This is a genomic window from Muricoccus vinaceus, from assembly GCF_042433125.1.
Lineage (GTDB): Bacteria > Pseudomonadota > Alphaproteobacteria > Acetobacterales > Acetobacteraceae > Roseomonas > Roseomonas vinacea.
Genome location: NZ_JBHLVZ010000022.1, coordinates 1 through 22459 on the forward strand (window position 1 = coordinate 1; position 22459 = coordinate 22459).

14 protein-coding genes and 3 pseudogenes are annotated in these 22459 nt (G+C 68.3%); 9 read left to right on the top strand and 8 right to left on the bottom strand.

All coding sequences use genetic code 11. The features are described 5' to 3' along the window. Positions 1-112 precede the first annotated feature (112 nt). Positions 113-526: pseudogene (locus ACFFIC_RS10700) on the bottom strand (transposase); the annotation flags it as partial. 468 nt (positions 527-994) lie between these two features. Here ACFFIC_RS10700 and ACFFIC_RS10705 point away from each other — a divergent pair. Then, a complete protein-coding gene (locus ACFFIC_RS10705; RefSeq protein ID WP_377050153.1) occupies positions 995-2089 on the top strand; it encodes a hypothetical protein in 1095 nt (364 codons plus the stop codon). Beyond that, positions 2079-2729, top strand: coding sequence for an HAD family hydrolase (locus ACFFIC_RS10710; RefSeq protein WP_377050154.1), 651 nt, complete (start codon positions 2079-2081; stop codon positions 2727-2729). The genes ACFFIC_RS10705 and ACFFIC_RS10710 overlap by 11 nt, the downstream gene beginning before the upstream one ends. Positions 2730-3057: 328 nt before the next feature. Here the strand turns inward: ACFFIC_RS10710 and ACFFIC_RS10715 are convergent, their stop codons facing one another. Both ACFFIC_RS10715 and ACFFIC_RS10720 read right to left on the bottom strand, forming a co-directional pair. Beyond that, positions 3058-3720, bottom strand: coding sequence for a winged helix-turn-helix domain-containing protein (locus tag ACFFIC_RS10715; RefSeq protein WP_377050155.1), 663 nt, complete (start codon positions 3718-3720; stop codon positions 3058-3060). A gap of 47 nt (positions 3721-3767) precedes the next feature. Continuing rightward, positions 3768-3932, bottom strand: a pseudogene (locus ACFFIC_RS10720) (helix-turn-helix domain-containing protein); the annotation flags it as partial. A gap of 206 nt (positions 3933-4138) precedes the next feature. On the opposite strand from ACFFIC_RS10720, the pseudogene ACFFIC_RS10725 reads away from it, so the two are divergent. Then, a pseudogene (locus ACFFIC_RS10725) lies at positions 4139-5277 on the top strand (IS256 family transposase). Between the two features lie 785 nt (positions 5278-6062). On the opposite strand, the gene ACFFIC_RS10730 reads toward ACFFIC_RS10725, so the two are convergent. Both ACFFIC_RS10730 and ACFFIC_RS10735 read right to left on the bottom strand, forming a co-directional pair. After that, positions 6063-6293: a transposase gene (locus tag ACFFIC_RS10730; protein WP_377050156.1), complete on the bottom strand. Its 231-nt coding sequence runs from the start codon at positions 6291-6293 to the stop codon at positions 6063-6065. 38 nt (positions 6294-6331) lie between these two features. Further along, a complete protein-coding gene (locus tag ACFFIC_RS10735) occupies positions 6332-6862 on the bottom strand; it encodes a 6-pyruvoyl trahydropterin synthase family protein (RefSeq protein ID WP_377050157.1) in 531 nt (176 codons plus the stop codon). Between the two features lie 400 nt (positions 6863-7262). Here ACFFIC_RS10735 and ACFFIC_RS10740 point away from each other — a divergent pair, with 400 nt between their 5' ends. Together ACFFIC_RS10740 and ACFFIC_RS10745 are read left to right on the top strand one after the other, a co-directional pair. Further along, entirely contained in the window at positions 7263-7715 is a 453-nt protein-coding gene (locus ACFFIC_RS10740; RefSeq protein ID WP_377050158.1) for a molybdopterin-dependent oxidoreductase, read from the top strand. Between the two features lie 47 nt (positions 7716-7762). After that, positions 7763-9748, top strand: coding sequence for a putative bifunctional diguanylate cyclase/phosphodiesterase (locus tag ACFFIC_RS10745; RefSeq protein ID WP_377050159.1), 1986 nt, complete (start codon positions 7763-7765; stop codon positions 9746-9748). A 125-nt stretch (positions 9749-9873) separates the two neighbouring features. Here the strand turns inward: ACFFIC_RS10745 and ACFFIC_RS10750 are convergent, their stop codons facing one another. Further along, positions 9874-11025 carry an AGE family epimerase/isomerase gene (locus ACFFIC_RS10750; RefSeq protein WP_377050160.1) on the bottom strand — a complete coding sequence of 384 codons (1152 nt, stop codon included), beginning with the start codon at positions 11023-11025 and terminating at the stop codon, positions 9874-9876. 118 nt (positions 11026-11143) lie between these two features. Here ACFFIC_RS10750 and rfaD point away from each other — a divergent pair, with 118 nt between their 5' ends. After that, positions 11144-12127: an ADP-glyceromanno-heptose 6-epimerase gene (rfaD, locus tag ACFFIC_RS10755; protein ID WP_377050161.1), complete on the top strand. Its 984-nt coding sequence runs from the start codon at positions 11144-11146 to the stop codon at positions 12125-12127. Positions 12128-12137: 10 nt separating this feature from the next. On the opposite strand, the gene ACFFIC_RS10760 is transcribed toward rfaD, so the two are convergent. Continuing rightward, positions 12138-13304 carry an aminotransferase gene (locus ACFFIC_RS10760; protein WP_377050162.1) on the bottom strand — a complete coding sequence of 389 codons (1167 nt, stop codon included), beginning with the start codon at positions 13302-13304 and terminating at the stop codon, positions 12138-12140. Positions 13305-13354: 50 nt separating this feature from the next. Next, a complete protein-coding gene (locus ACFFIC_RS10765) occupies positions 13355-13894 on the bottom strand; it encodes a hypothetical protein (protein ID WP_377050163.1) in 540 nt (179 codons plus the stop codon). Positions 13895-14016: 122 nt separating this feature from the next. Between ACFFIC_RS10765 and ACFFIC_RS10770 the strand changes: the two genes are divergently transcribed. From ACFFIC_RS10770 to ACFFIC_RS10780, 3 genes are all read left to right on the top strand, one after another. Beyond that, positions 14017-16482, top strand: coding sequence for a PAS domain-containing protein (locus ACFFIC_RS10770; RefSeq protein ID WP_377050164.1), 2466 nt, complete (start codon positions 14017-14019; stop codon positions 16480-16482). Positions 16483-16749: 267 nt separating this feature from the next. Further along, on the top strand, positions 16750-21492 hold the full coding sequence (locus tag ACFFIC_RS10775) for a PAS domain-containing protein (protein ID WP_377050165.1): 4743 nt from the start codon (positions 16750-16752) through the stop codon (positions 21490-21492). A 10-nt stretch (positions 21493-21502) separates the two neighbouring features. Further along, a complete protein-coding gene (locus ACFFIC_RS10780) occupies positions 21503-21928 on the top strand; it encodes a PAS domain-containing protein (protein WP_377050166.1) in 426 nt (141 codons plus the stop codon). Positions 21929-22459: the final 531 nt, after the last annotated feature.

A 22459-nucleotide genomic window follows, 5' to 3' on the forward strand; every position in this document is an offset into this window, starting at 1 on the left:
ACACTGCCTCCCGCTTGAACTCCTCCGTGAACTCACGCCGCGTCGTCGTCATCAGGGCACCTCTCTCCCGCAGGAGCTTATCTGAAGTCTCCACCAACACGGGGGAGGGTCGGTAGCCGCTCTGGCTGACGCCAAGGACACGGCAGAGGCGGTGCAAGGGGAACTCCTTCTTCGCCTCATCGATGAGCGCGAACCTCACCGTTCGGCTCCTCGCTCGGGCCAATGGCGCTCAGGGCCTCACCCCGTCCCGGGCGAAAAAAGCCGTGGCACGCTTGAGGATGTCCCGCTCCTGGCGAAGGATCTCGTTCTCCCGCCGCAGCCGCTTCAGCTCGGCCACGACGTCTTCCTGCCCAGACCGCCCGGGCTCATCGATCTGCCGGTCCCGGCTCCGGCCGATCCACCGGACCAGCGTCGACAGACCAATCCCGAGATCCTCAGCGATCTCGCGCTGGGTTCGCCCGCTGACCCGGACCAGCCGGACCGCCTCCTCCTCAAATTCCTTCGTGAACCGTCTCTGCTGCGTCATGGAGTTCCTCTTGCCTCATCAGGAACCCTCCACTTTCCCAGGGCAAGTCCAGGACGCATCAGCCTAGCCAGGCAGACCGCTCTGCCACTCTCGCCTCAGATGACCGAAAGCGAGCTGAGATCTCACGAGCGGGTTGGACGCCTGCGAGGAGCGAGGGTGTGGGACAAAACAGGATCGCTGCTCGCTTCAACCTATGTGTGAGACTGCGCCGGCTCCAGCCGCTAACTCCTGCCCCACGAACAATCCCATGGGTAGGCGTCAGGCGCCGGGTGGACAAAGCCCGACGCATCGCGCGTTCGGCAACATCCCTCCCCAGCCTTCGCGCCAGGAACATCGATGCTTCATGTCCATTTTGGAGCAGGCCGACTTGGCCTGGGCCTGATCGTACCCTTCTTTGCGACGGCCGGCACCGCCTCCTTCATTCTCAACCGCGCCGTTTCCAGCACCAACCCGACCGGCACCACGGCCTTGCCGCCGCTTCGCCGCAACGGCCTGCTCCGCGACAATCCGGCCAAGGCGTACGTCGTGCAGCAGCCCGCCAACCAGGGCGGCCGCCGCGAGGTGATCCATTACGACGCTTTCTTCGAGTACGGCGAAGGTGGCCAGGATATCGGCTCCACGATCCACACGATCCTGGAGACGGGTGCCCAGCTCAATGACGGCGTCGTCGTGACGGCATCCCTGATCAGCGCCGCCAACTACCGGCCCGTGCTGGAAGCCCTGGAGTTGCTTGCAGCGAGCAAGGAGCGTGGGGCCCTGGGCCCGATCTTCCTCGTGACCTGCGAGAACACCCTCAGCGCCCCCGAGATCTTCGAGGATCCTGACTTGGCTCCCCTGATCTCGGATGGAATGCGCCGTCACGTCACCCCCGTCCCGGCCCTGGTCGACCGCGTCTGCATCGGCCTGGAGGAGGGCAACGAAGAGAACCGGGAGGGATTGCATCCCACTGTTGTGGTCACCACCGAGGAGTACGGCTCCCTGAAGCTGGAGCTGTCACCCGCCACCGAGGATCTCGCCCGGCACCTCAAGGGCAGCCGGGTGGAGTTCACCCGCTACGTCGCGATTGAGAAGCAGATCAAGAGCTGGCTCCTTAACGGCAGCCACTGGCTCCTGGCGCTGGCCGCCTTCGAGGACAGCCAGGGCGACCCGGAGCTCCGGCTGAACGAGTTCCTCGAGCGCAATGCCGGGAACCGCGCTTTTGCCGACGAGGTGATGCGCGAGATGCGCGAAGGCATCGCTGTCGTCTTGCGCCGCGAGCCCGAGTTCGCCGGCTTCGTGCGCGACATCAACCCCGATGACTACCTGGCTGGCGCCTCGGTTGCGATCCTGTCGCGTTTCCTCAGCAACGACGATCCCATGAGTCGCATCCTCGCCCGCTTCCAGGCCCCTTCGCCGGAGAAGCCGAGCACGGTGGACGCTTTCAAAAAGCGCTTCTTCGACCGCGTCGATGCCCCCATTGCCGCCTACACCAAGAAGAAAGGCTGCCCTCCGCCTGCCGCGACGCGTTCTCTGAGAAGCCTCGACCACCTGATCGCCTCTGGAACCTTCATCAATGCCGCATGATGCCCTGCCATCCACCCTTCCGCGCCCGCAACCCTCCGAGGAGCGGCAGACGCAGCCCTGGCCGGCCCTCGTCATCTTCGATTGCGACGGCGTGCTGATCGACAGCGAGATCGTCGTGTGCCGCCTGACTGGCGAGATCCTCACCGACCTGGGCTACCCCGTCACAACAGAGGAGGTCATCCGCCGCTTCGCCGGCCGCCCCGAGCGCGGGATGATCGCCGACATCGAGGCCGACTGGGGCCAGCCCGTCCCACCCGAATTCTTCACCCGCGTTCGCCGGGCGATCGAACATGCCTACGCGACCGAGCTCCAGATTATGCCCGGCATCACTGACTTGCTAAACCGCCTCCAGACCAGAACTTGCGTCGCGTCCAGCGCCTATCCCGCCAAGCTCACGCTCGGCCTGCAGGCGGTTGGCCTTTATGACCGCTTCGCACCGAACATCATCAGCGCGTCCTGCGTTGCCCAGGGCAAGCCCGCCCCGGACGTCTTCATCTACGCCGCCGGCTGGATGCAGACGCCTCCCGCCAGATGCTTGGTGATCGAGGACAGCACCGCCGGTGTCCGCGCCGCCATCGCCGCCGGCATGCGGGTTTTCGGCTTCATCGGCGGTCGCCATTGCGACGCCACTCATCGCTAGAGTCTTCTCGACGCCGGCGCCGAGCAGGTCATTGCGTCCTTCGACGAAGTCGAAACCCTGCTCCCTTCCGCTTTCTGAGCGCCGGGCAGGGCACCACCGCTGCTCGGGTGGCTTGTTTGCGGGGCGACAGGGCCGCCTCGAGAAAGCTTTCTGTGTGAGCTTCCTGGCGGGTGAGGTGGGGTCGCTATCCTCATGCTCGGGAAGCCAACCTTTCCCGTCCCCACACCTTCAACATGCCAACCGGTGGGGGTGCTGCAGTCCCTTCACCACGGTCCAAGGCCCGCTCGTTCAGACCTCGTACTCGTCCGGCCCTCTCATACTGCCCGGCTCAGAAGCTGACTTGGTTGAGGTAGGGGTAGCTTGTGAGGGGGAGTGGCCGCCCTGGGGTGAGTGCGTTCGAGGCGGTGCAGAGCGCGTCGACGAAGGCGTTGTAGCGCGCGAGCAGGCGATGGCTCAGATGTCGTTCGCGTAGGAACAACCAGACCCGCTCGACGGGGTTCATCTCGGGCGCACAGGGCGGCATCAGGACAAGGGTGACGTTTCCCGGGATGCACAGGTCGCGAGCGATGTGCCATCCGGCTCCATCCACGACCATGGCGGCGTGCTCGTCAGGCGCAAGTGTGGACGAGAGATGCGCCCAGGTGTAGCGCTGGTCGCACAAGCCAGGAGGGCGCTGGCCACGCGTAAACCAGCGGTGGCACACACGGCCTTTCTGGCCGGACCTCATCTCGTCCTGGAACCAGAGCGTCAGGCGCTTGCCTGGGTGTTCGGCCTTGATGCGGTCCAGTTCGCTTCGCAGCCCCCCTTTTGCAAAGGCCTCCCCGGCTGCCGGATCGGTTTTGGGGTGCGAGGGCCGGGCCTTCTGCCGTGACAAACCGAGGGCACGCCCGAGCTTGGACATATGGCCCTCATCGTAGCGGACACCCCAGCGCGTCTCCACCTCCCGGCAGAGCTCTCCCAAGGTCCAGGCGGACAGGCCCGTGGTCTCCACCTCCGACCCTCCAGGATCAGTTGGCGCAGCGCCGACCGACGGGCCTCGTCCAGCCGCGGCTTGGAGCCGGGCCGCGGCCGGTCGTGCAGGCCCGCCAGACCCTCGGCGTTGTAACGCAGCACGGCATCGCGCAAGGCTTGCCGCTCCATGCCCGCCAGACGCGCCGCCTCCGCCCGCGTCATCCCCTCCAGCGCACCCGCGATCGCCTGCATGCGCACCGCAGCAGCACGGTTTGGTTCCCACCGCGCAAGCCGCCGCAACTCCGGCGCCGACAGGTCACCGCCGATCGAAAGCCGTTTCGTTCAGGTCGTGCCCCCGTTGGTGGTGTAGGAGGCGGCCGCCCAGGTTAGGGCGGCCATCGTGGTGATCCTCGGTAGGGTTGGGTTGTCGAGACCTGACCTGAACCATGGAGACCACGATGACCGACGACAGGATTGCCCTTCGGGAGCTTCTGGAGAAGGGCTCTGATGCGACGTTTCTGCGGGAGATGATCGGCTTTGCCGCCCATCGGCTGATGGAGCTGGATGCCGAGGGGGCCTGCGGTGCTGGCCATGGCGAGCGCAGCCCTGAGCGGGTGAACCAGCGGAACGGCTATCGGGAACGGGACTGGCAGACCCGGGCCGGGACGGTGGAGCTCAGGATCCCCAAGCTCCGGCGCGGCTCCTACTTCCCCGCCTTCCTGGATCCCCGGAGGCTGGCGGAGAAGGCGCTGTGTGGCCGTGATCCAGGAAGCGTATGTCCAGGGCATCTCCACCCGCTCGGTGGACGACCTCGTCCGCGCCATGGGGATGGAGGGCATCAGCAAGAGCCAGGTCGCTCCGGCTCTGCAGCGAGATCGACGGCCGGGTACAGGACTTCCTCGCCCGTCCCATCGAGGGCGACTGGCCCTACCTGTGGCTGGATGCGACCTACGTGAAGGTGCGCGAGGCGGGCCGCATTGTCTCGGTGGCCGTCACCATCGCGGTGGGGGTGAACAGCGATGGTAGGCGCGAGGTGCTCGGCATGACGGTCGGCGCCTCCGAAGCCGAGACCTTCTGGACCGACTTCCTGCGCAGCCTGGCCCGACGCGGCCTACGCGGCGTCAAGCTGGTCATCTCCGACGCCCACGAAGGTCTCAAGGCCACGGTTGCCAAGGTGCTCAGGGCCACATGGCAGCGCTGCCGCGTGCATTTCGGCCGCAACGCCGCCGCCCATGCGGGCAAGACCCAACCCCAGTGGCGCAAAGTGGCCAACCAACTCCGCCCAACGGTCCCCCGGCTGGCCACCCTGATGGATGCCGCCGAGGAGGACGTGCTCGCCTTCATGAACTTTCACCGCGAGCACAGGGCCAAGCTGCACAGTACCAATCCCATCGAGCGGCTCAACGGCGAGATCAAGCGCCGCACCGACGTGGTCGGCATCTTTCCCAATGAAGCCGCTATCACCCGCCTCGTCGGGGCTCTGCTCCTCGAGCAGTCCGACGAATGGGCCACCCAGCGCTCCCGCTATATGACGCTGGAGACCATCGGCGCCGTGAGCGATACTGCCTCCGTCAGCCTGCCCGCTGCGGCTCACTGACACAGCGGCTCAGCCCGCTGAGGAGCACCGCTCCTACACCACGCCCTGGGGCACGATCCCCGTTCATCGTGCCCGCCCCTGCACGGGCCAGACCACGACCGAAGCAGAACCTCCGCGTCGCACCAAAGCACATGCGAGTCAGTTCCAGCGCAAGCCAGTATTAGAGCGGTTTCCGGCCTGACTAGATCGCTTGTGATCCATTGGGTTGTGAAGAGATAATTCAGTGTTCCCGGCGAAAGGGAGGCCGGGGCGTGTCGAAGGCGCTGTCGGTGGATCTGCGGGAGCGGGTGGTGGCAGCGGTAAGCGCGGGGGCGTCCTGCCGGGCGGCCGCAGCCCGCTTCGGGGTGAGCACGTCGGGCGCGGTCCGGTGAACCACGCTGGCACGGGAGGCGGGTTCGGTAGCACCTGGGCCGCTTGGTGGGGATCGTCGGACGGCCCGGATCGAGGCGCATGCGCCGCTGATTCTGCGCCTGGTTGAGCGGACCTCCGACACCACCCTCAAGGAGATCCGGGCCGAACTGGCCAAGGATGGCGTGTCGGCGGGCCTCGGCACGCTGTGGCGCTTCTTCGACCGGCGCCGGACGTCACGGAAAAAAAGTCATCCCGTGCCGCGGAGCAGGACCGCCCGGACGTCCTGAGGCGACGCTGGGCGCGGTTCGACGGCCAGTTCGATCTCGCCCCCCCCAAGCTGGTCGCGATGATGCTGACACGGGCGAACGCCACCCGGCTCCATCCAGGGCGCCCACGTCCTGCAGCCGCTTCAGCGAGATCCGGTGCAGCCGGACTCAAACCCCGACTGCGTGCCACTCGCCCAGCTTCCGCCAGCAGGTTTTGCCGCAACAGCCCAGCTCGGTCGGCACCCCATGCCACTGGATGCCCATGCGCAGCACGAACAAGATACTAGTCAGCGCCGCCCATTCGGGCGCGCGCGGCCAACCACCGTTCGGCTTCGGCCGATCCCGCGGCAACAACGGTTCCAGCACCGACCAGAGGTCATCAGGAACGAGGAGAGCCACCCCTCCTCAATGACCCAGTGAAGGTTCTATCCTGAGCTTTAAACGCCGTGCGGTACTCCGGTGCGGCGTCCCGGGGTGTAGGTGGCAGAGTTGCCTTCGTGCTCACGCACGGTAACCTCATCAAGCCAGACGCGATCGCCGGTCGCTTCCGCAACGAAGCGTGACACGTAATTATAAGTGAAGATCGCGGTTGCCTCACATCCAACCGCGGGAAGCACGCGAAGGTCTACCAGACCCCGGTCGGCCAGACGTTGAAACTCAGCAATCTCCGGGTCGTCCCTGGCAATTAGAAGCGTGTGATCAAACATCTGATGCAGCCAAGCCTTAACCGGCTTGAGCCCACCAAAATCGAAACACCAGTTCGTTTCGTCCAGTTCTTCACTAGCGAAGGTCAAGCGAAAGGAGAGGGCGTAGCCGTGCAGCAGCCGGCAATGGGAATGTGTGGCACGCCACTGCCGGAAGCAGCAGGAAAGCCCCTCAGCATGGCCGTATGTCTTGGTGGAGCGCCAAATCGCTTGGCCTCGCCTCCCGATCAGCGGGCTCGGAAGGTCCGCGCTCGGCGTGTCCATATTCAATGTAACCCTTGTTCAGTTCCCATGTCATTCTCCAGCTTAGCGGAACGGCACCAAGCGTGGCAGCGCACCTCTCACGCTCATGAGGGCGCCGACTTCCTCGCCCGAACCCTGCCGTAAACGAAGCCAGAACGCATTGGCCTCAAGCCGGGAGCTTGTCTCTCAATTTTGACACGGAGAGAGGGGGCGCGAACAAGCAACGATTTGTAACACAAGGCGCGTCGGCGCCGCTATCCTCTCACAAAAATAGACGAAACTTTAACACTCCTTTGTGTCTCCGTGTTCGTCATGAGCTATTCTGGCCACGCAACCGCAGCCGTGGAACGCACACATGCCTCATGCTTTCGGCCGACGCGTCTTCAGTGCCCTCGCTATCGGGACTGCGGCGTCTTGCGGCGTGCAAGCTATTGAAGCTCTTCCGGCACCACAAGGAAGAACCATCTTATCGGTTTCAGGCCTCATCTCCAACTTCAACAACGAAGGCGCCGCCGAGTTCGATCGCGCGATGTTGGAGGCGATGGGAATGGAGGACTTCGAGACCACAACGCCATGGTATGAAGGCCGGGTCCGCTTTGAAGGGATCCGGATGACGAAACTCATGGCGTCGGTTGGCGCAACTGGGCGCAACGTCACCGCGGTTGCTTTGAACAACTATTCAACGGACATTCCGATTGCGGATTTTGAGCGGTACGGCACCCTGCTCGCACTCAAGAGGAACGGTGCATATATGCCGGTGCGCGACAAAGGGCCGCTCTTCATTGTCTATCCTTACGACAGCGCTCCCGAGCTGAAATCGCCGCAATTCTATACGCGTTCTGCCTGGCAAGTAGCCAAGCTTATCGTTTCATGAAGTTGGGACGCTGGTTGGGCGTAAAAGGATTACGCTCGACAAGGCTTATGCTGATCGGCACGGTGTTGGCCCTGACGCTTGCCGCCGCATACACTTCATTGTTGGTGGTGCAGCGTCAGCAGGCTCTGGGCGAGGTTTCACGGTACAACACCACGTGGCTCGTCAGCCAGGCGGTCCTGGAGGTATCGCAACTGCAAGGCGCTGCGATTGCAGCTCTGGTGCCGGATAGCGGGATTGATGAAGAGGACGTCCGGCTGTGGCTGGATATCGTTTCCAACCGGGTTCAGCTGTTCAACGATGGCGATGTGGCCAGATTCGTCGCGACATCTCCGGAACTTGGCGAGATCGTGGAGCGGTTCCGCAGACTCGCGCGCGCAGGCCAGGAAGGCATTGACGAACCATTATCTCCGGAGCGACTGAAAAGCATCTTCACGGCCTCCCGCTCGCTGAATGTTCCGCTGCTTCGGCTTGCGTCAAAGGCGAATGCACATGGCGGCGAGCTTGTCGCGCAGGATCAGCGTCAGCTCAGTAACTTGCACTGGCTGTTCGCGGCTCTGCTTGGCGCCCTCACCTTGTGCGCCCTCGCCCTGATTGGTGCACTCGGATGGCACAACCGGAGGCTCTTTCGCGCGCAGTCCGAAGTCGAGCAGCAGAACAAGGTGCTGCAATGGCGCGACGATGAGCTTCGTGCCCAGAATGCGCACATAACTTTTCTTGCGCACCATGACGCACTCACCGGTTTGCCAAATCGAGTCATGTTCAACGAGCGCCTTATGGAAGCGCTGGAGGCGCATCGTCATGGCGCGGGTTTTGCGCTGCTCTGCCTGGATCTTGACCACTTCAAAGAAGTGAATGACGCGCTTGGGCATCCCATGGGAGATGAACTGCTGAAAGCGGTGGCCATTCGGCTGCGGAGCTGCGTCCGGGAAGGTGACGTGGTCGCCAGACTGGGCGGCGATGAATTCGCGATCCTGCAGCATGGTCCCAAATTCCCTGAGCTTGCCCAGGTCTTGGCGGCCCGCATCGTCCAAGAACTCAGTGCTCCGTTTGACCTCGATGGCAATTGCGCGGTCGTTGGGACAAGCATTGGGATCGCGATCGTGAACCACGAGTTGTCTTCGGCCGACACGCTTTTGAGAAGCGCGGACTTGGCGCTCTACAGGGCAAAGGCCGAAGGCCGCGGTACGTTCTGCTTCTTCGAGCAGTCGATGAATGACAAGGTGCAGGCCCGGCGTGCGATCGAGGTTGATCTCAGGACGGCGCTTGTTCGAGATGAGCTCGAAGTGTTCTATCAGCCGTTGTTCCATCTCAGTGCCGGACAAGTGGGAGGCTTCGAGGCGTTGGTCCGTTGGCGCCACCCGACACGAGGCTTGGTGTCGCCAGCTCAGTTCATACCGATTGCGGAGGAACTCGGCCTTATCGTGCCGCTCGGCGAGTGGGTGATGATCCAGGCATGTAAGGAAGCCGTGACATGGCCGAGGGACATCAAGGTTGCCGTCAACCTCTCGCCAGCTCAGTTCCGCAGTAACGGCTTGTCCAAGTCCATACGCCGCGCCCTGAACGAATCGGGCTTGCCTGCGGGCCGACTGGAACTGGAGATCACCGAGTCTGCGCTGCTGCAGGATAGCGAGGCGGTGCTGGCGACGTTGCATGAACTCCGTAGTCTAGGCATTCGTATCGCGCTCGACGATTTCGGAACCGGCTATTCCTCCTTGAGTTACCTGCGCAGCTTTCCCTTCGACAAACTTAAAATCGATCAGTCGTTTGTGCGTGAGATGGGCTACCGCCCCGATTGCCAGGCGATCGTCGTCTCCGTGCTCGGACTGGCGGCTGAGCTCGGAATGGCGACAACCGCGGAGGGCGTCGAGACGGAAGAGCAGCTTGAACAGCTGCGCGAGTTTGGCTGCACCGAGGCGCAAGGCTACCTGTTTGATCGTCCGCGCCCGGCAGGCGAAATTCGTCACTGGTTCGCCGCAAAGGCCAACACCCTGCCCCGAGGCAAAACGGCCAGCCTACAGAGCAGCTTATCGTGAAGTGGCTCTGTCTGTTCTCGTGCAAAGGGCACCGGCACACGCCCGGTGGCGCTGTCAACTTGTGAGTTGCGCGCCCGGGCGGAACCCGGTGGCAAATATCAGGGAGTTCCTTTGCCAGACCCTGCTCAGCCATCGCATCCGGGATCGCCGCGCATGACCAGCTCCCGGTGGGATACCAGGATGCCCGCGGTCAGGTGATACAAGCTGCTCGCCGGCGCGGGCTCCCCGGAGGGGCGGCCAGCCTCGTCCAACCGCTCATGCCATAATCCCGGCGGCGCGGGATCGAGGTAGAGGCGGAGCGCGGCATGGGCGCGCGCGATGCCTGCGGCCGTGGCGTCCGGGCGCAGCGTTTCCGATTTCAGCCGCTCCGTCTGCGGCCAAAGGCGGGAACCGCAGGCTTGGAGACCGCCGTCGCTCCAGACACCGTCATAGGCGGTGCCAAGGCGCGGGTTGATGCCATGGCGGTCCACGAAGTCCAGCAAGCCCTGAATGGCTCCTGTGGCGCCGCCCGTCGACAAGCGTGCGTACCAGTGCAGCAGCCAGACCCACTCGCAATGGTGCCCGGGCTCCACCAGGTGGCGGCCGTTTTCCCGCTGCGGCAAGAGCGCCTCGTCGAAGAACTCCGCCAGGGTGCCGGATCCCACCTGCCGGAAGCGCGACAGGAACAGCTCGACCATCTCCGCGGCGCGCTGAAGGAAAATCCCCTCCCCAAAAGCCTCTGCGGCGGCAAGGCAGGCTTCCAGCAGGTGCATGTGCGGGTTCTGCCGGCGCGGCAGGGCGGGCGGCAGGCCTTCGGCATAGCCACCCAGCGGATGGGCCAGGCGCGCGTCGAGGAAACGCAGCAGGTCCAGCGCTTCCCGGCGCAGCGGGTCCTGCGGCATCACGCGGCCGGCGCTGGCCAGGGCGAGCAGCACGAAGGCGTGGTCGTAGAGGTCGATCGACCCGTCCGTCACCTCACCGTCCAGGCCGAAGCACCGGGCATAGCCCCCATCCCGCCGCCTCGCCCTCCCGCGCAGGAAGGCGATGCCGAGTTCCACCGCCTCCGCCGCGCGGGGGGTGCCGAAGGCATGGGCCTCCGCGAAAACGAAGACCTGCCGCGCCGCCACGCGAAGGCGCCGGAAGGGCGCGGTGCTGCGCAGGGTCCGCAGGTCCAGGCTCTCGTGGAAGCCGCCACGCTCCCAGTCCACCCCGTGCCGGAGCCAGGTGGGCCAGGCTTCGCCCCGCAGCCAGGCCAGTGCCTTGGAGGAGGACTCCGCAGCGAGGTGATATTGGTCCATGAGCCCCGTCTCTAGGCCATTCCGGCCTTGGCCGGACAGAGGATCCGGTGCCGGATTGCCGGGGACGGGCGGGGGTGGCACTGAGGCACCTCGCAGCGGTTCCGGGGAGTGGTGCGTCGTGATCTTGCTGACCGGGGCCGCTGGCTTCATCGGGTCCAACCTTCTCGCGCGCCTGAACGCGGCGGGGATCGCCGACGTGGTGATCTGCGACACGCTGGGCGGCGGCGACAAGTGGCGCAACCTGCGCCGGCACGAGTTCGCCGACTTTGTGCCCACGGATGCGCTCCGGGACTGGCTCCGCCGCGCCCCCGCGCTGGAGGCGGTGATTCACCTGGGCGCCAATTCCAGCACCACCGCCAGCGACGGCGACGAGGTGATGGACCACAACTTCGCCTGCTCCCTGATGCTGTGGCGCCACTGCGCCGATGCAGGTCTGCCCTTTCTTTACGCATCCTCCGCCGCAACCTACGGAAACGGCGATGCCGGGTTCCTGGACCAGGACACGCCGGATTTCCTTTCCACCCTGCAGCCGCTGAACCTTTACGGCTGGAGCAAGCACGTGTTCGACCGCCGGGTCGCGCGCGACGTCGAGGCCGCCCGCCCGGTGCCGCCGCGCTGGTACGGGCTGAAGTTCTTCAACGTCTATGGCCCGAACGAGTACCACAAGGCCGGCATGCGCAGCGCGGTGTTCAACATCACCGAAGCCGTGCTGCGGGGCGAGCCCGCGCGGCTGTTCGCCTCCGACCGGCCGGACATACCCGATGGCGGCCAGTCGCGCGACTTCGTCTACGTGGAGGACCTGTGCGACGTGATGCTGTGGCTGCTGCGGGGCAACGCGCCATCGGGCCTCTACAACATCGGCTCCGGCACCGCCCGCAGCTTCGCCGACCTCGCGCGCGCCGTGTTCGCGGCGCTCCACCGCGCGCCCGAGATCGAGTACGTGCCGATGCCCGGGACGCTCCGCGGCCGCTACCAGTACTGGACCGAGGCGGAGATGTCGAAGCTGCGCGGCGCCGGCTACAACGCGCCGATGACACCGCTGGAGGAAGGGGTGGGGCGCTACGTCACGGAATACCTGAACAAGGACGACCGCTACCGCTGAGCCGCGATCCTCACGGGGTCGCCGCGCGCAGCCGCTCCACCATCCCGCCGATCGCCGCGGCATCCACGTTGGCGAAGGCGATGCGCAGGTGTCCTTCCTCCCCGGCGAAGGCGGGGCCGGGCAGGCACATCAGGCCGTGCTCCTCCGCCAGGCGCCGCGCCACATCCCAGGCCGGCGTGTCTCCGAAGGGATGGCGCACATAGGCGAAGTAGGCACCCAGCGCTTCCAGCCGCCAGCCCGGCAGGCGGGCGAAGGCCTGGCGCACGGCCTCGGCGCGCACATTCATCTCCGCCCGGTTCCCCTCGCGCCAATCGGCCAGGCTCTCCAGGCCCCAGGTGAGGGCAGCCTGGCCTGCGCGGCCCGCACAGATCTGCACGCAATCCGACACCTTGCTCATCTCCGCCTGGAAGGCCGCCGGGGCCGTAACGGCGCCGAGGCGGTGACCGGGCACCGCGAAGGACTTCGAGAAGCTGTAGAGCTGGACCAGGTTATCCGGCCAGGCACCGCCAGATGGCAGGTCGTGCAGCCGGTCCTGCCCGGCCGGCAGGAAGTCGCGGTAGGTTTCGTCCAGCACCAGCCAGATGCCGCGGCGCTGGCACAGGTCGTGGAAGCGCCGGATCACCTCGGCGGGATAAACGGCGCCGGTGGGGTTGTTGGGCGTCACCAGCACGATGGCGCGCACCCTCCCGTCGATCAGCGCCTCCGCGTCCTCGACGTCGGGCACGAAGCCGGACTGGGCGCGGCAGGGCAGGGGGCGGGGCTCGATCCCCAGCATGTCCAGCGTCATGCTGTGGTTGAAGTACCACGGCGTGGGCAGCAGCACCGCGTCGCCCTTGCCAGCCAGGGCCATCATCGCGACGAAATAGGCCTGGTTGCAGCCGGCGGTGATGGCGACCTCGGCAGCGGAGACGGTGCCGCCATAGATGCCGCGCAGATGGGCGGCATAGGCCTCGCGCAGCGGCGCGTCGCCGGAGATGGGACCGTAGCGGGCGGCGTCCGGGCTGCCGGCGGCCTCGGCCAGGCGGGCCAGCATGGCGGGCGGCGGCGGATAGGCGGGCACGGCCTGGCACAGGTTCAGCAGCGGCCCGCGCGATCCGTCGTAGCGGGCGCCGCAGTTCTGGATCTCCGGGATGGGCGGCGTGCCGGTGTCGAGCAGGTGCGGGTTCAGGGTCGGCATCGGGGCTCCCGGGGATGCAGAACAAAGGGCGGGCATGGCGGAGCCGGGCTTCACCCGGCCGCCTCCCGGATGCGGCGGAGGTGCAGCTCCCCCTTGGCGCCCCATCCGCGGGCATCGGGGGGCACCTCCGGGCGGAAATGCTCGTAGAGGCGGAAGCCCGTGCGGTTCAGCTCCTCCGGCGGCACGGAAGCGGCCAGCGCCTCCATGGCCGCGCGGGCCTCGTCCAGACGGGCGCCGAAGGCCTTCGCGACATAGGCCTGCGCCGGGGCGGCGAGAGCCGGCTTGCCGCCGCCGTCATCGGCCAGCACGGCCCCATCCCCGCCATGCGCCACCGGCACGTCGCGCCCGAGCAGCCGCACGGTCTCGCGCGGGTGGGGCGCGGCGTCGCCGCCGTGCTCCGCCCCTTTCCCGTGCTCCTCCGCGATGCCGAGCCGCCGGGCCTTGGCCTGGGCAGCCGTTCCCGCGACATGGCTCGCCAGGCTGAAGGCGGTGTCGACCGGATGCCCCAGGCGTTCCGCAACCACGGCCGCCCAGAGGGTCAGCACCGGGGCGCGGTTCACGCGGATCGGCGGGGGATCGGGCTGGGTCAACGGCGGGGTCTCCATCGGGCGCTGGACCGGTTGGAACGGTCGACGTCGCCGGGCGGCGTCAAGCCAGGCGTTACAAAATGGGCATCCGGGGATAAATGACAGGGAGGTGGCAGGGGAGCACCGTGAACGAAACCGCTGCCATCAGGACCGATCCGGGCGAGATGGGAGAGGACCTTCCCCTCGCGACCCCTGCCCCGGCCGTGCGGGCCAGCCGCTGGCCGCGGCTCGCGCTTCTCCTGATTCTGTGCGGCGCGGTGCTCGCGCCGCCGCTCCTCGCGGCCCTTGCCGCCTGGCGCGCCTGGGATGCGGTGAACCGCGGGGCGGAGGCCGAGGTGGCGCGGACCGCCGATGCGGCGGCCGAATACGCGCGCCGGTTGCTGGAAGGGCAGCTTCTGCGCCTGCAACGGGCGAACGACGCCCTGGCGGGGCTGTCGGATGCAGAGATCGCGGTGCGCGAGCCCGAGCTGCACGCGGTGCTGCGCGGGATCGCCGCACAGAACCAGGCTCCGGCCGGCGAAATCTTTTACCTCACGGTTTTCGACCGCAACGCCCACCTGATCCTGGCGAGCAACCTGTTCCCCGTCCGTCGCGACCGGCCGCTGGATGCGCGCGAGTTCAACCAGGTGCTGCGGAGCGGGGATGCGCCGCCATTCCATGTCAGCCCCGTGTACCTCGGGCGCGAGACCGGCCGCGCCTACTTCGCCCTCAGCGCCCGGCGGGAGCGCACGGGGAACGGCCTTGTGCCGGGCGCCTATGACGGCGTGGTCAACGCCGCCCTCTACACCGACCAGGTGAACCTTTCACTGCGGGCCCTGGCCTCCTCGCCCGGCCGGGTGATCGCCCTGGTGCGGGCGGACGGGGCGTTGCTGGCCCGTTCCTCCGGCTTCGGAAACCTGCCGGCGGAGGAGCCGCGGCTCGGGCAGGGCGGGGCGATGCTCGCGACGATGCGGCGGGGCGAGGAGCGCTCGGTCGCGCGCGAGCGGTCCACGATCGACGGGGAGGTGCGCGTCGCGGCCTATCGCCGGGTGGGGGGGGACTGGCCGCTCTATGTCGCGGCGGCGCGGGCGCAATCGGAGGTGGTGGCCGAATGGCGCTGGCAGGTGCTGCCCGAGGCGATCCTGGCACTTGCCTCATCCACCCTGCTGCTGCTCCTGGCCCGGGCGGTGATGGGGCGGCAGAGGAAGCTCGAGCGCGCGAACGAGGCGCTGGAAAACCGGGTGGCGGAACGGACGCGCGCCCTGGCCGAGAGCGCGCGGCTGATGCAACTGGCCCAGCAGGCCGCCAAGGCCGCCGCCTGGTCCTGGGAGCCGGGCTCCGGGCGGGTGCGCTGGTCGCAGGAGATGTTCGCCCTGCTGGGGCTGGACCCCGAGCGCGATGCCGCCTCGGCCAATGCCGGGACCTTCTTTGCCGCCGTGCATCCGGACGACCGCGACCGCCTGCGCGAGGCCATCGGCACGGCCCTGCGCGAGGGCGCCATGGGCCTGGAGCTGCGCGTGTTCCGCCGGGTGCCTGAAAGCCAGGGGCAGGGAGGGCAGGAGGAGCTCTGGCTGCTCTGCCGCGCCCGGCTGATCCCCGCCGGCGAGGACGGGCCGGAAACCCTGGCCGGCATCCATGTGGACATCACCGACCGCCACCGGATCGGGGAGCGCCTGGAGGCCGCGGTGGGAGCGATCGACGGTTTCGTCTACGAGCGCGACCTCGCGACGGGGCGGGTGGCGCGCACAGGCGGCGTGGCCGCCCTTCTCGGGGAGGAGATCGCCGATGCCGCCCCGGCCTGGATCGGGCGCATCCATCCGGCGGACCGGCCGCGCTTCGCGCAGGAGGTGGAAGGCTGCATCGCCGATCCCGCGCGTGACCTCTACGCGGCCGAGTACAGGGTGTGCCGGGCTGATGGAAGCTGGGCCTGGGTCTGGGACCGCGGGCGAGTGTTCCGCGACCCCGCCTCGGGCCAGGCGCTCCGCGCGCTCGGCGGCATGCTGGACGTCACCGCGCGGCGCCTGGCGGAGGATCGGCAGGCGCTGCTGATGCGCGAGGTGGACCACCGGGGCAAGAACGCGCTGGCGGTGGTGAAGGCGGCGCTGCGCCTGACGCCGGGGAACGACCCCGTCTATCGCGCCGCGATCGAGGGGCGGGTGGACGCGCTGGCGCGCGCGCAGTCGCTGCTGGCCGAGACCAACTGGACCGGAACCAGCCTGCGCGCGGTGCTGGAATCGACGCTCGCGCCTTTCCTACACACAGGGGCGGCGCCGCACGCGGCGCTGGACGGTCCGGCTGTCGTCATTCCCGGAACGGCCGTGCAGGCCCTGACCATGGCGCTGCACGAGCTGGCCACCAACGCGACGAAGTATGGCGCCCTTTCCGTGGAAACAGGGGTGCTGCGGGTGGGGTGGCGGGTGGAGGACGGGACGCTGCGCCTGCAATGGGAGGAAACGGGCGGGCCCGCGGCCACGGCCCCGCTGCGCAAGGGCTTCGGCTCCCGCGTTGTGGACAACACCCTGGCCAACCAGCTCGGAGGCACCGTGGCGTGGGACTGGGCGGTGCAGGGCCTGACCGTTGCGCTCAGCATTCCACTGGGCCGTTCCGGCTGACCCGCGATGCGCCGTTGCCGCCCCCGGTGGTGGCCGTGGCTCTCCTCCGGGGCGACCGGCGCGATCGCCGGTGATCGTGGCCGATCCCCGGCCCGCCGGGGAGGCTGGCCGCGTGTTGCCCGGCTTTCCCGGCGATAGCTCCCGCGACCAGCCTGGGTGCCAGGCGCTCCGCCGCATCCTTATTGATTGCCATAACCTAACGGAGGCTCTACCGAGCATGCGCGTGAGTGGCTGACAAGCAACACCTTCGGATGGAGGCGGCCCAAGGTGCTGACGGAAATACGAGGTCGTCGCAGCATCCTGCCCAGTGAGGCCCGGCGCCAACCCCCGGTATCCGCGAGGCGCGCTCCCACTCTTCGCCGCCGCGTTCTGGTTTTCGCCTTCGGTGCGGCCCTCCCCCTGCTCCTCCTGGCGGGTGGAGCCGTCTGGCAGCAGAACCGTGCCGAGCGGCTGCGGGCGGAGGAGGGGCTCGTCGCCCGTACCCATGCCATGGCCCTTCTGCTCGACCGCGAGTTTGCCGGGGCCGAGCGCCTCCTCCTTGCTCTCTCCGGTTCACCCGCGCTCGCGCGCGGCGACCTGCCGACTTTCTGGTCCGAGATGCGCTCCGCTGGGACGGCCTACGGGGCGAGGGCGGTCAACCTCATCGGACCGGACGGCCACATCCGTCTGAGCACGAGTTGGCTGCCGGGCGAGCGGCCGGAGGTCATGTCCATCGGACCGGCCGCCGAGGCGCTCGCCACCGGGCGCAGCGTGGTCGGCAACCTGTTTGTCAGCCCGAGCGTCGGCGAGTGGTCCGTCGGCGTCGCGATGCCCATCCTGGCGCCCGATGCCTCAGGGTTCGGGCCGGTGAGGCACGTCCTTGGGCTCATCGTCCCCCGCGAGCGGCTGCTCTCGACCCTGACCGAGCAGCGGATGCCGCCGGGCGCGGTGGCCTCCGCCCTCGACCGCGAGCTCACGATCGTGGCACGGACCGCGCGCGACCGCGAGACGCTGGCGGCCAAGCCGCCCGCCGAGGTGCTGGCCGCCATCGGGCCACGGGCCGGCATCGTCCCACCCTTCACCGCGCTCGAGGGGGAGCGGGTGCATGCGGCCTACGCGCTGGCGCCGCAATCCGGCTTCCGGGTCAAGGTGACCGTGCCCGAGGCGGTGCTGGAAGCCTCGCTCCGGCAGGCGCTGCTGCCGACCCTCCTGATCGGCACGGGCCTGCTTTCGGTGACGCTCGTCTTCGGCGTCCTGTTCGCCGATCGCCTCAGCCGCTCGCTGCGGCGGCTCGGCGAACCGGAGATGGCGGGCATTCCAAGAGGAACGGCCGTCAGGGAGATCGACGAGCTCGGCGTTCGGCTGGCGCGGCGAGCCGAGGCGCGCGAAAGGGCGGCGGCCGAGACGCGCGCGCTGTTCGACGCCAGCCCCGTCGGCGTTGTCCGGTCGGATGCCGGCGGGCGGGTCACCGCGGCCAACGACGCCTTCCTGCGCATCATCGGCATGACGCGCAAGGACCTCGCCGCCGGGCGCGTCCGCTGGGACGACCTGACCCCGCCCGAGTGGATCGGCCGCGACGAGGCGGCCATCGCCGAGGCCGCGCGCGATGGCGCCTGCGCCCCCTATCAGAAGGAATACGTCCGGCCCGACGGCACGCGGGTGCCGGTGCTGCTGTTCTTCGCCTTTCACGACCGCGCGTCCGGCGCCGCTTCGGCCTTCGTGGTCGACCTTTCGGGCTGGGAGGCAACCGAGGCGGCGCTGGCCCGTGCGCATGAGCAGATGCGCCTCGCCATGGGGGCGGCCCGGATCTTCTCCTGGGACTGGAACGTGGTCAGCGGCGCGGTGCAGTGGTCGGGCGGCCTGGAGGCGGCGCTCGGCATGGCCGAGGAATCCTTCGGTGGAACCGTTGATGACTTCCGCGCCCTGGTTCACCGGGACGATCTTCCGCGGGTGGAGGCAGCGCTCCGAAGCGCGCTGGCGGACGAGGAGCCCTACGATATCGAGTTCCGCATGCGCCGGGCCGACGGCGGGGAGCGCTGGGTGGTGGCGCGGGGCACGGTGCTGCGGGACGGCACCGGCAGGCCGACCCGGATGATCGGCATCGACTTCGACATCACGGATCGCAAGCGCGCCGAACTGGCCCTGGCCGAAAGCGAGGCCCGCTTGCGTCACGCGCTCGACGAGATCCAGGCGGTCTACGCCAGCGCGCCGATCGGCCTCGCGCTGCTCGACCGCGATCTCCGCTATTGCCACGTCAACGCCGCGCTGGCCGCCATCAACGGACGCCCCGTCGCGGAGCACCTCGGGCGCATGGTGGTCGAGGTGGTCCCGGAGATCTGGCAGAGGGTGGAGCCGGTCCTCAGGGCCGTTCTGGACCGCGGCGAGGCCGTCAGCGGCATGCCGGTTTCGGGCCGGACCGGGGCGGCAGGGAATGAACGGCACTGGCTCGCCTCGTACCACCCGGTTCGCGACGATGAGGGCGAGGTCCGAGGCGTCAGTGTCGCTGTTCTGCCTGTCAGAGGTGAGCAGCACGCGGCGCCAGGTCTTGCGACGAACGAGGCCCGGCTGCACGACCTGCTGGAAACCCTCGACCAAGCCACCCTCATGGCCCGCGACCGCAGTGGCACCATCCGGTACTGGTCCGGCGGTTGCGAACGGCTTTACGGCTGGACGGCCAAGGAAGCGGTGGGCCAGGTCTCGCACGACCTGCTCGGGACCGTGTTCCCGGTGACGGCGTCCGAGATCGAGGCAGCGCTGGAGTGCGACGGCGAGTGGTCCGGCGACCTGCGGCACCGCACGCGGGCGGGGGAGGAGATTGTCGTCGCCGCCCACGAGGTGCTGCGCAGAAATCCCGACGGAACGGCCGCCCTCGTGATCGAGGCGCTGGTCGACGTCACCGTGCAGCGCCGGGCCGAGCGGGTGCTGCGGGAAAGCGAGGAGCGCCTGCGCTTGGCGCAGGAAGCCGCCGCCATCGGCGTCTGGGAGTGGGATCTGGCCACCGACGTCCGCCACTGGTCGGACCGCCAGTTTGTTCTTCACGGGCTCGACCCGGCCGCCGCGATCGCCTCGCGCGGGACTTGGCAAGCGACGGTGCACCCCGACGACCTCGGCCGTGCGGAGAACGCGATCGCCAGGGCTTTGCGGGAGGGCGGCGAGCTCAGGATGGACTATCGGGTGATGCTGCCGGGCGGCGATGAGCGCTGGCTGGCCGGCCGCGGCATCGTCCTGCCAGTCCGCGGCGCCACCGGGCAGCGCCTGGTCGGCGTCACCATCGACGTCACCGAGGGCAAGGCCGCCGAGGCGGCCCTGGTGCGCGCCAATGCGGAGCTGGAGTCCCGCGTCGCCGAGCGCACCCGCGCCCTGAGGGAGGCCGCCGAGGAACTCCAGGCCGAGATGCGGCGCCGCGAGCAAACGCAGACGGCCCTCGTCCAGGCCCAGAAGCTGGAGGCCCTTGGGCAGTTAACGGGCAGCGTGGCGCACGACTTCAACAACGTCCTCGCCGCCGTGATGGGCAGCCTGCGGCTGATCGAGCGGCGGGCAGGGGGCAACGAGCAGATCCTTGCCCTGGCACGGGGCGGCGAGCAGTCGGCCGAGCGAGCCGCGGCCCTGATCCGGCAACTCATGGCCTTCGCCCGGCGCGAGGACCTGACCCCCATCGTCGTCGGGCCGGCCCGCGTGCTGGAGGAGGTCGAGCAGATGCTGCGGCGGTCGGTGGGCACGGGCGTCACCTTTTCCGTCAGCGCCGACCCGGATGCCTGGCCCGTTCTGACCGACCCGCACCGCCTTGAGGTCGCGCTGCTGAACCTCGCCGTGAACGCGCGCGACGCCATGGAAGGTGTCGGCAGCCTTACCGTCGAGGCACGCAACGCGGCCGCGGTGCCTGGCTCGGACCGTCCGGAGGGAGTGGCCCCAAAGCAGGACTACGTCGTGATTTCGGTGCGCGACAGCGGCGCCGGCATGTCGCCCGAGGTGCTGGCCCAAGCGTCCGAACCTTTCTTCACCACCAAGCCACGCGGCCAGGGCACCGGGCTCGGACTGGCCATGGTCCACGGCTTCGCCCGGCAGTCGGGCGGGGTGCTCCGCCTGCTCAGCGCACCGGGCGAGGGCACCACGGCCGAGATCTGGCTGCCACGCGCCGCCGGGAACCTGGACGTTGCGGTGGCTCAGATGGACGTTGAGCCGAATCCCGCGCTGCACGGCTCAGCCACCATCCTCGTCGTGGACGATGACGATCAGGTCCGACTCGTCACGGCGACCCAGCTGCGCGACCTCGGCTACGACGTGCTCGAGGCCAACAACCTAGCCTCGGCCATGGTTCAGGCATCCGCGGCGCCGCGTCTGGATCTCGTCGTGACCGACATCACCATGCCGGGTGGCCGTGGGCCGGACCTTGCCCTGCGCCTGCGGGCCATCCGGCCCAGCATGCCCATCCTGTTCGTCAGCGGCTATGGCGATCCCGGCGCCCTGGCGAGCGAGGTGGTCCTCGCCAAGCCCTTCACTCCCGGCGAGTTGTCCTGGCGCGTGCTGACCGCCCTCGACCGCCTGCCAACGCCTCCGCACGAGAGGATGCTCATGCGCCTCAGCAGGCCGGAACTGCGCGGAATCTACCTGGGCTGGCGTGCCCTCCGCAACGTGGCGGGCGGCGGCAACCTGCCCACCCCTGAAGCCCTGGACATCGCCGGGCACGCCGGGGCCGACCACGCCTTCACAGTGGCGGTCGAAGGCCAGGAGGGCGAGCCACGCATGCGCTTCGTCCGCTTCGGGGCAGCGCTGGAGCGGCGGCTTGGTCGGCCGCTGGAAGGCCAGGAGGCCGGGGTCGATCTGGAGGGGGACGAGGTGTTCGGCGGCCTGCGCGAAGCCTACCATCGCTCTGCCCGCCTCGGCGTGCCCTGCCACGACTACGCCCGCTTCGGCTTCGGCGACGGCGGTGAGCCAGTCTACTTCGAGCGCCTGCTGCTGCCGCTCGCGGCCGATGGCGGCCCCAGGCCGACGCATCTTGTGGGCATGGCCTTCTTTTCCGATCCGGCCTGAGGAGACATCCGTGTCCGCCGCGCCCCTGCCCAACTTCGACCAGCCGGACCTTGCCCGCGTGGTGGAGGCGCTCCCCGTCAGGGCGCTCGACGACCTCTCCTTCGGGGCGATCCGCCTTGATGCGGAGGGCGTGGTCCGCATCTACAGCGGGGCGGAACGGCGCCTGTCAGGCTCGGGCAACCGGCCGCGTCTTGGCTTGCACTTCTTCCGCGAGGTCGCGCCCTGCATGGACAGCCCACGCTACCGCGGCCGCATCGAGCGCGCGATGGCAACGGGCAGCCTGGACGTCGAGTTCGGCTGGATCGGCGACTTCGGTGACGCGGAGCGATCGCTGCGCGTGCGCGTGCAGTCTGCCATGGGCGGCGGCTGCTGGATCTTCATGCAGCGCGAGGGCGCGAAGGCGCAGCCGGTGCCTGACATGCTCGGGCTGCGGTAACCTCCCACCCGCGTGCTTCATGGTGCTTGCCATAGTGCTCAAGGCGTTCGGGGGAAATGGCTGGCAAGGCCGGTATCGCCCGTAGCGCTCGGCGCGCTGCGCCTCGGCGCCGGTAGATGGGGCGGCCTTGGCGAGGGGACTGGGATCGTGCAGCGCCGCGGTCCGGGCCGGATCCAGCGTTTCCGCCTCTCGCGCCGCCGATAACCAGGTCTGCTCCGGCAGCACCCGCGGCATCCTTGCGCCAGTCCAGCAGCTCCGGCGGCGTCCATGCGGCAAGGTCCGCTCGGGCTGTGCCACGCGGAAGCAAGACAAGCAGCATCTGCTGCGGCCCCACCATGCCATGCCGCGCCGTGACAAGCGCCCGTTCCACGAGCCCGGCCCCCGAGCAAAGGATCTTGCCGCCGCGCAGCACGCCATCCTCGACGCGGAGCGACACCGAACTGCCTTCGGTATTCCGCACGCCGTAAAGGCGTCCGGGCCATGCATCACCAGCCGTCTTCTCCTGCTGGGTGCGCGTGCCACTCAGCATCA

Bases quoted from the DNA above. Each gene is read 5' to 3' on its own strand.
- ACFFIC_RS10710 (WP_377050154.1), top strand. From the start codon at position 2,079: ATGCCGCATGATGCCCTGCCATCCACCCTTCCGCGCCCGCAACCCTCC.
- ACFFIC_RS10735 (WP_377050157.1), bottom strand. From the start codon at position 6,862: ATGGACACGCCGAGCGCGGACCTTCCGAGCCCGCTGATCGGGAGGCGA.
- ACFFIC_RS10745 (WP_377050159.1), top strand. From the start codon at position 7,763: ATGCTGATCGGCACGGTGTTGGCCCTGACGCTTGCCGCCGCATACACT.
- ACFFIC_RS10750 (WP_377050160.1), bottom strand. From the start codon at position 11,025: ATGGACCAATATCACCTCGCTGCGGAGTCCTCCTCCAAGGCACTGGCC.
- ACFFIC_RS10760 (WP_377050162.1), bottom strand. From the start codon at position 13,304: ATGCCGACCCTGAACCCGCACCTGCTCGACACCGGCACGCCGCCCATC.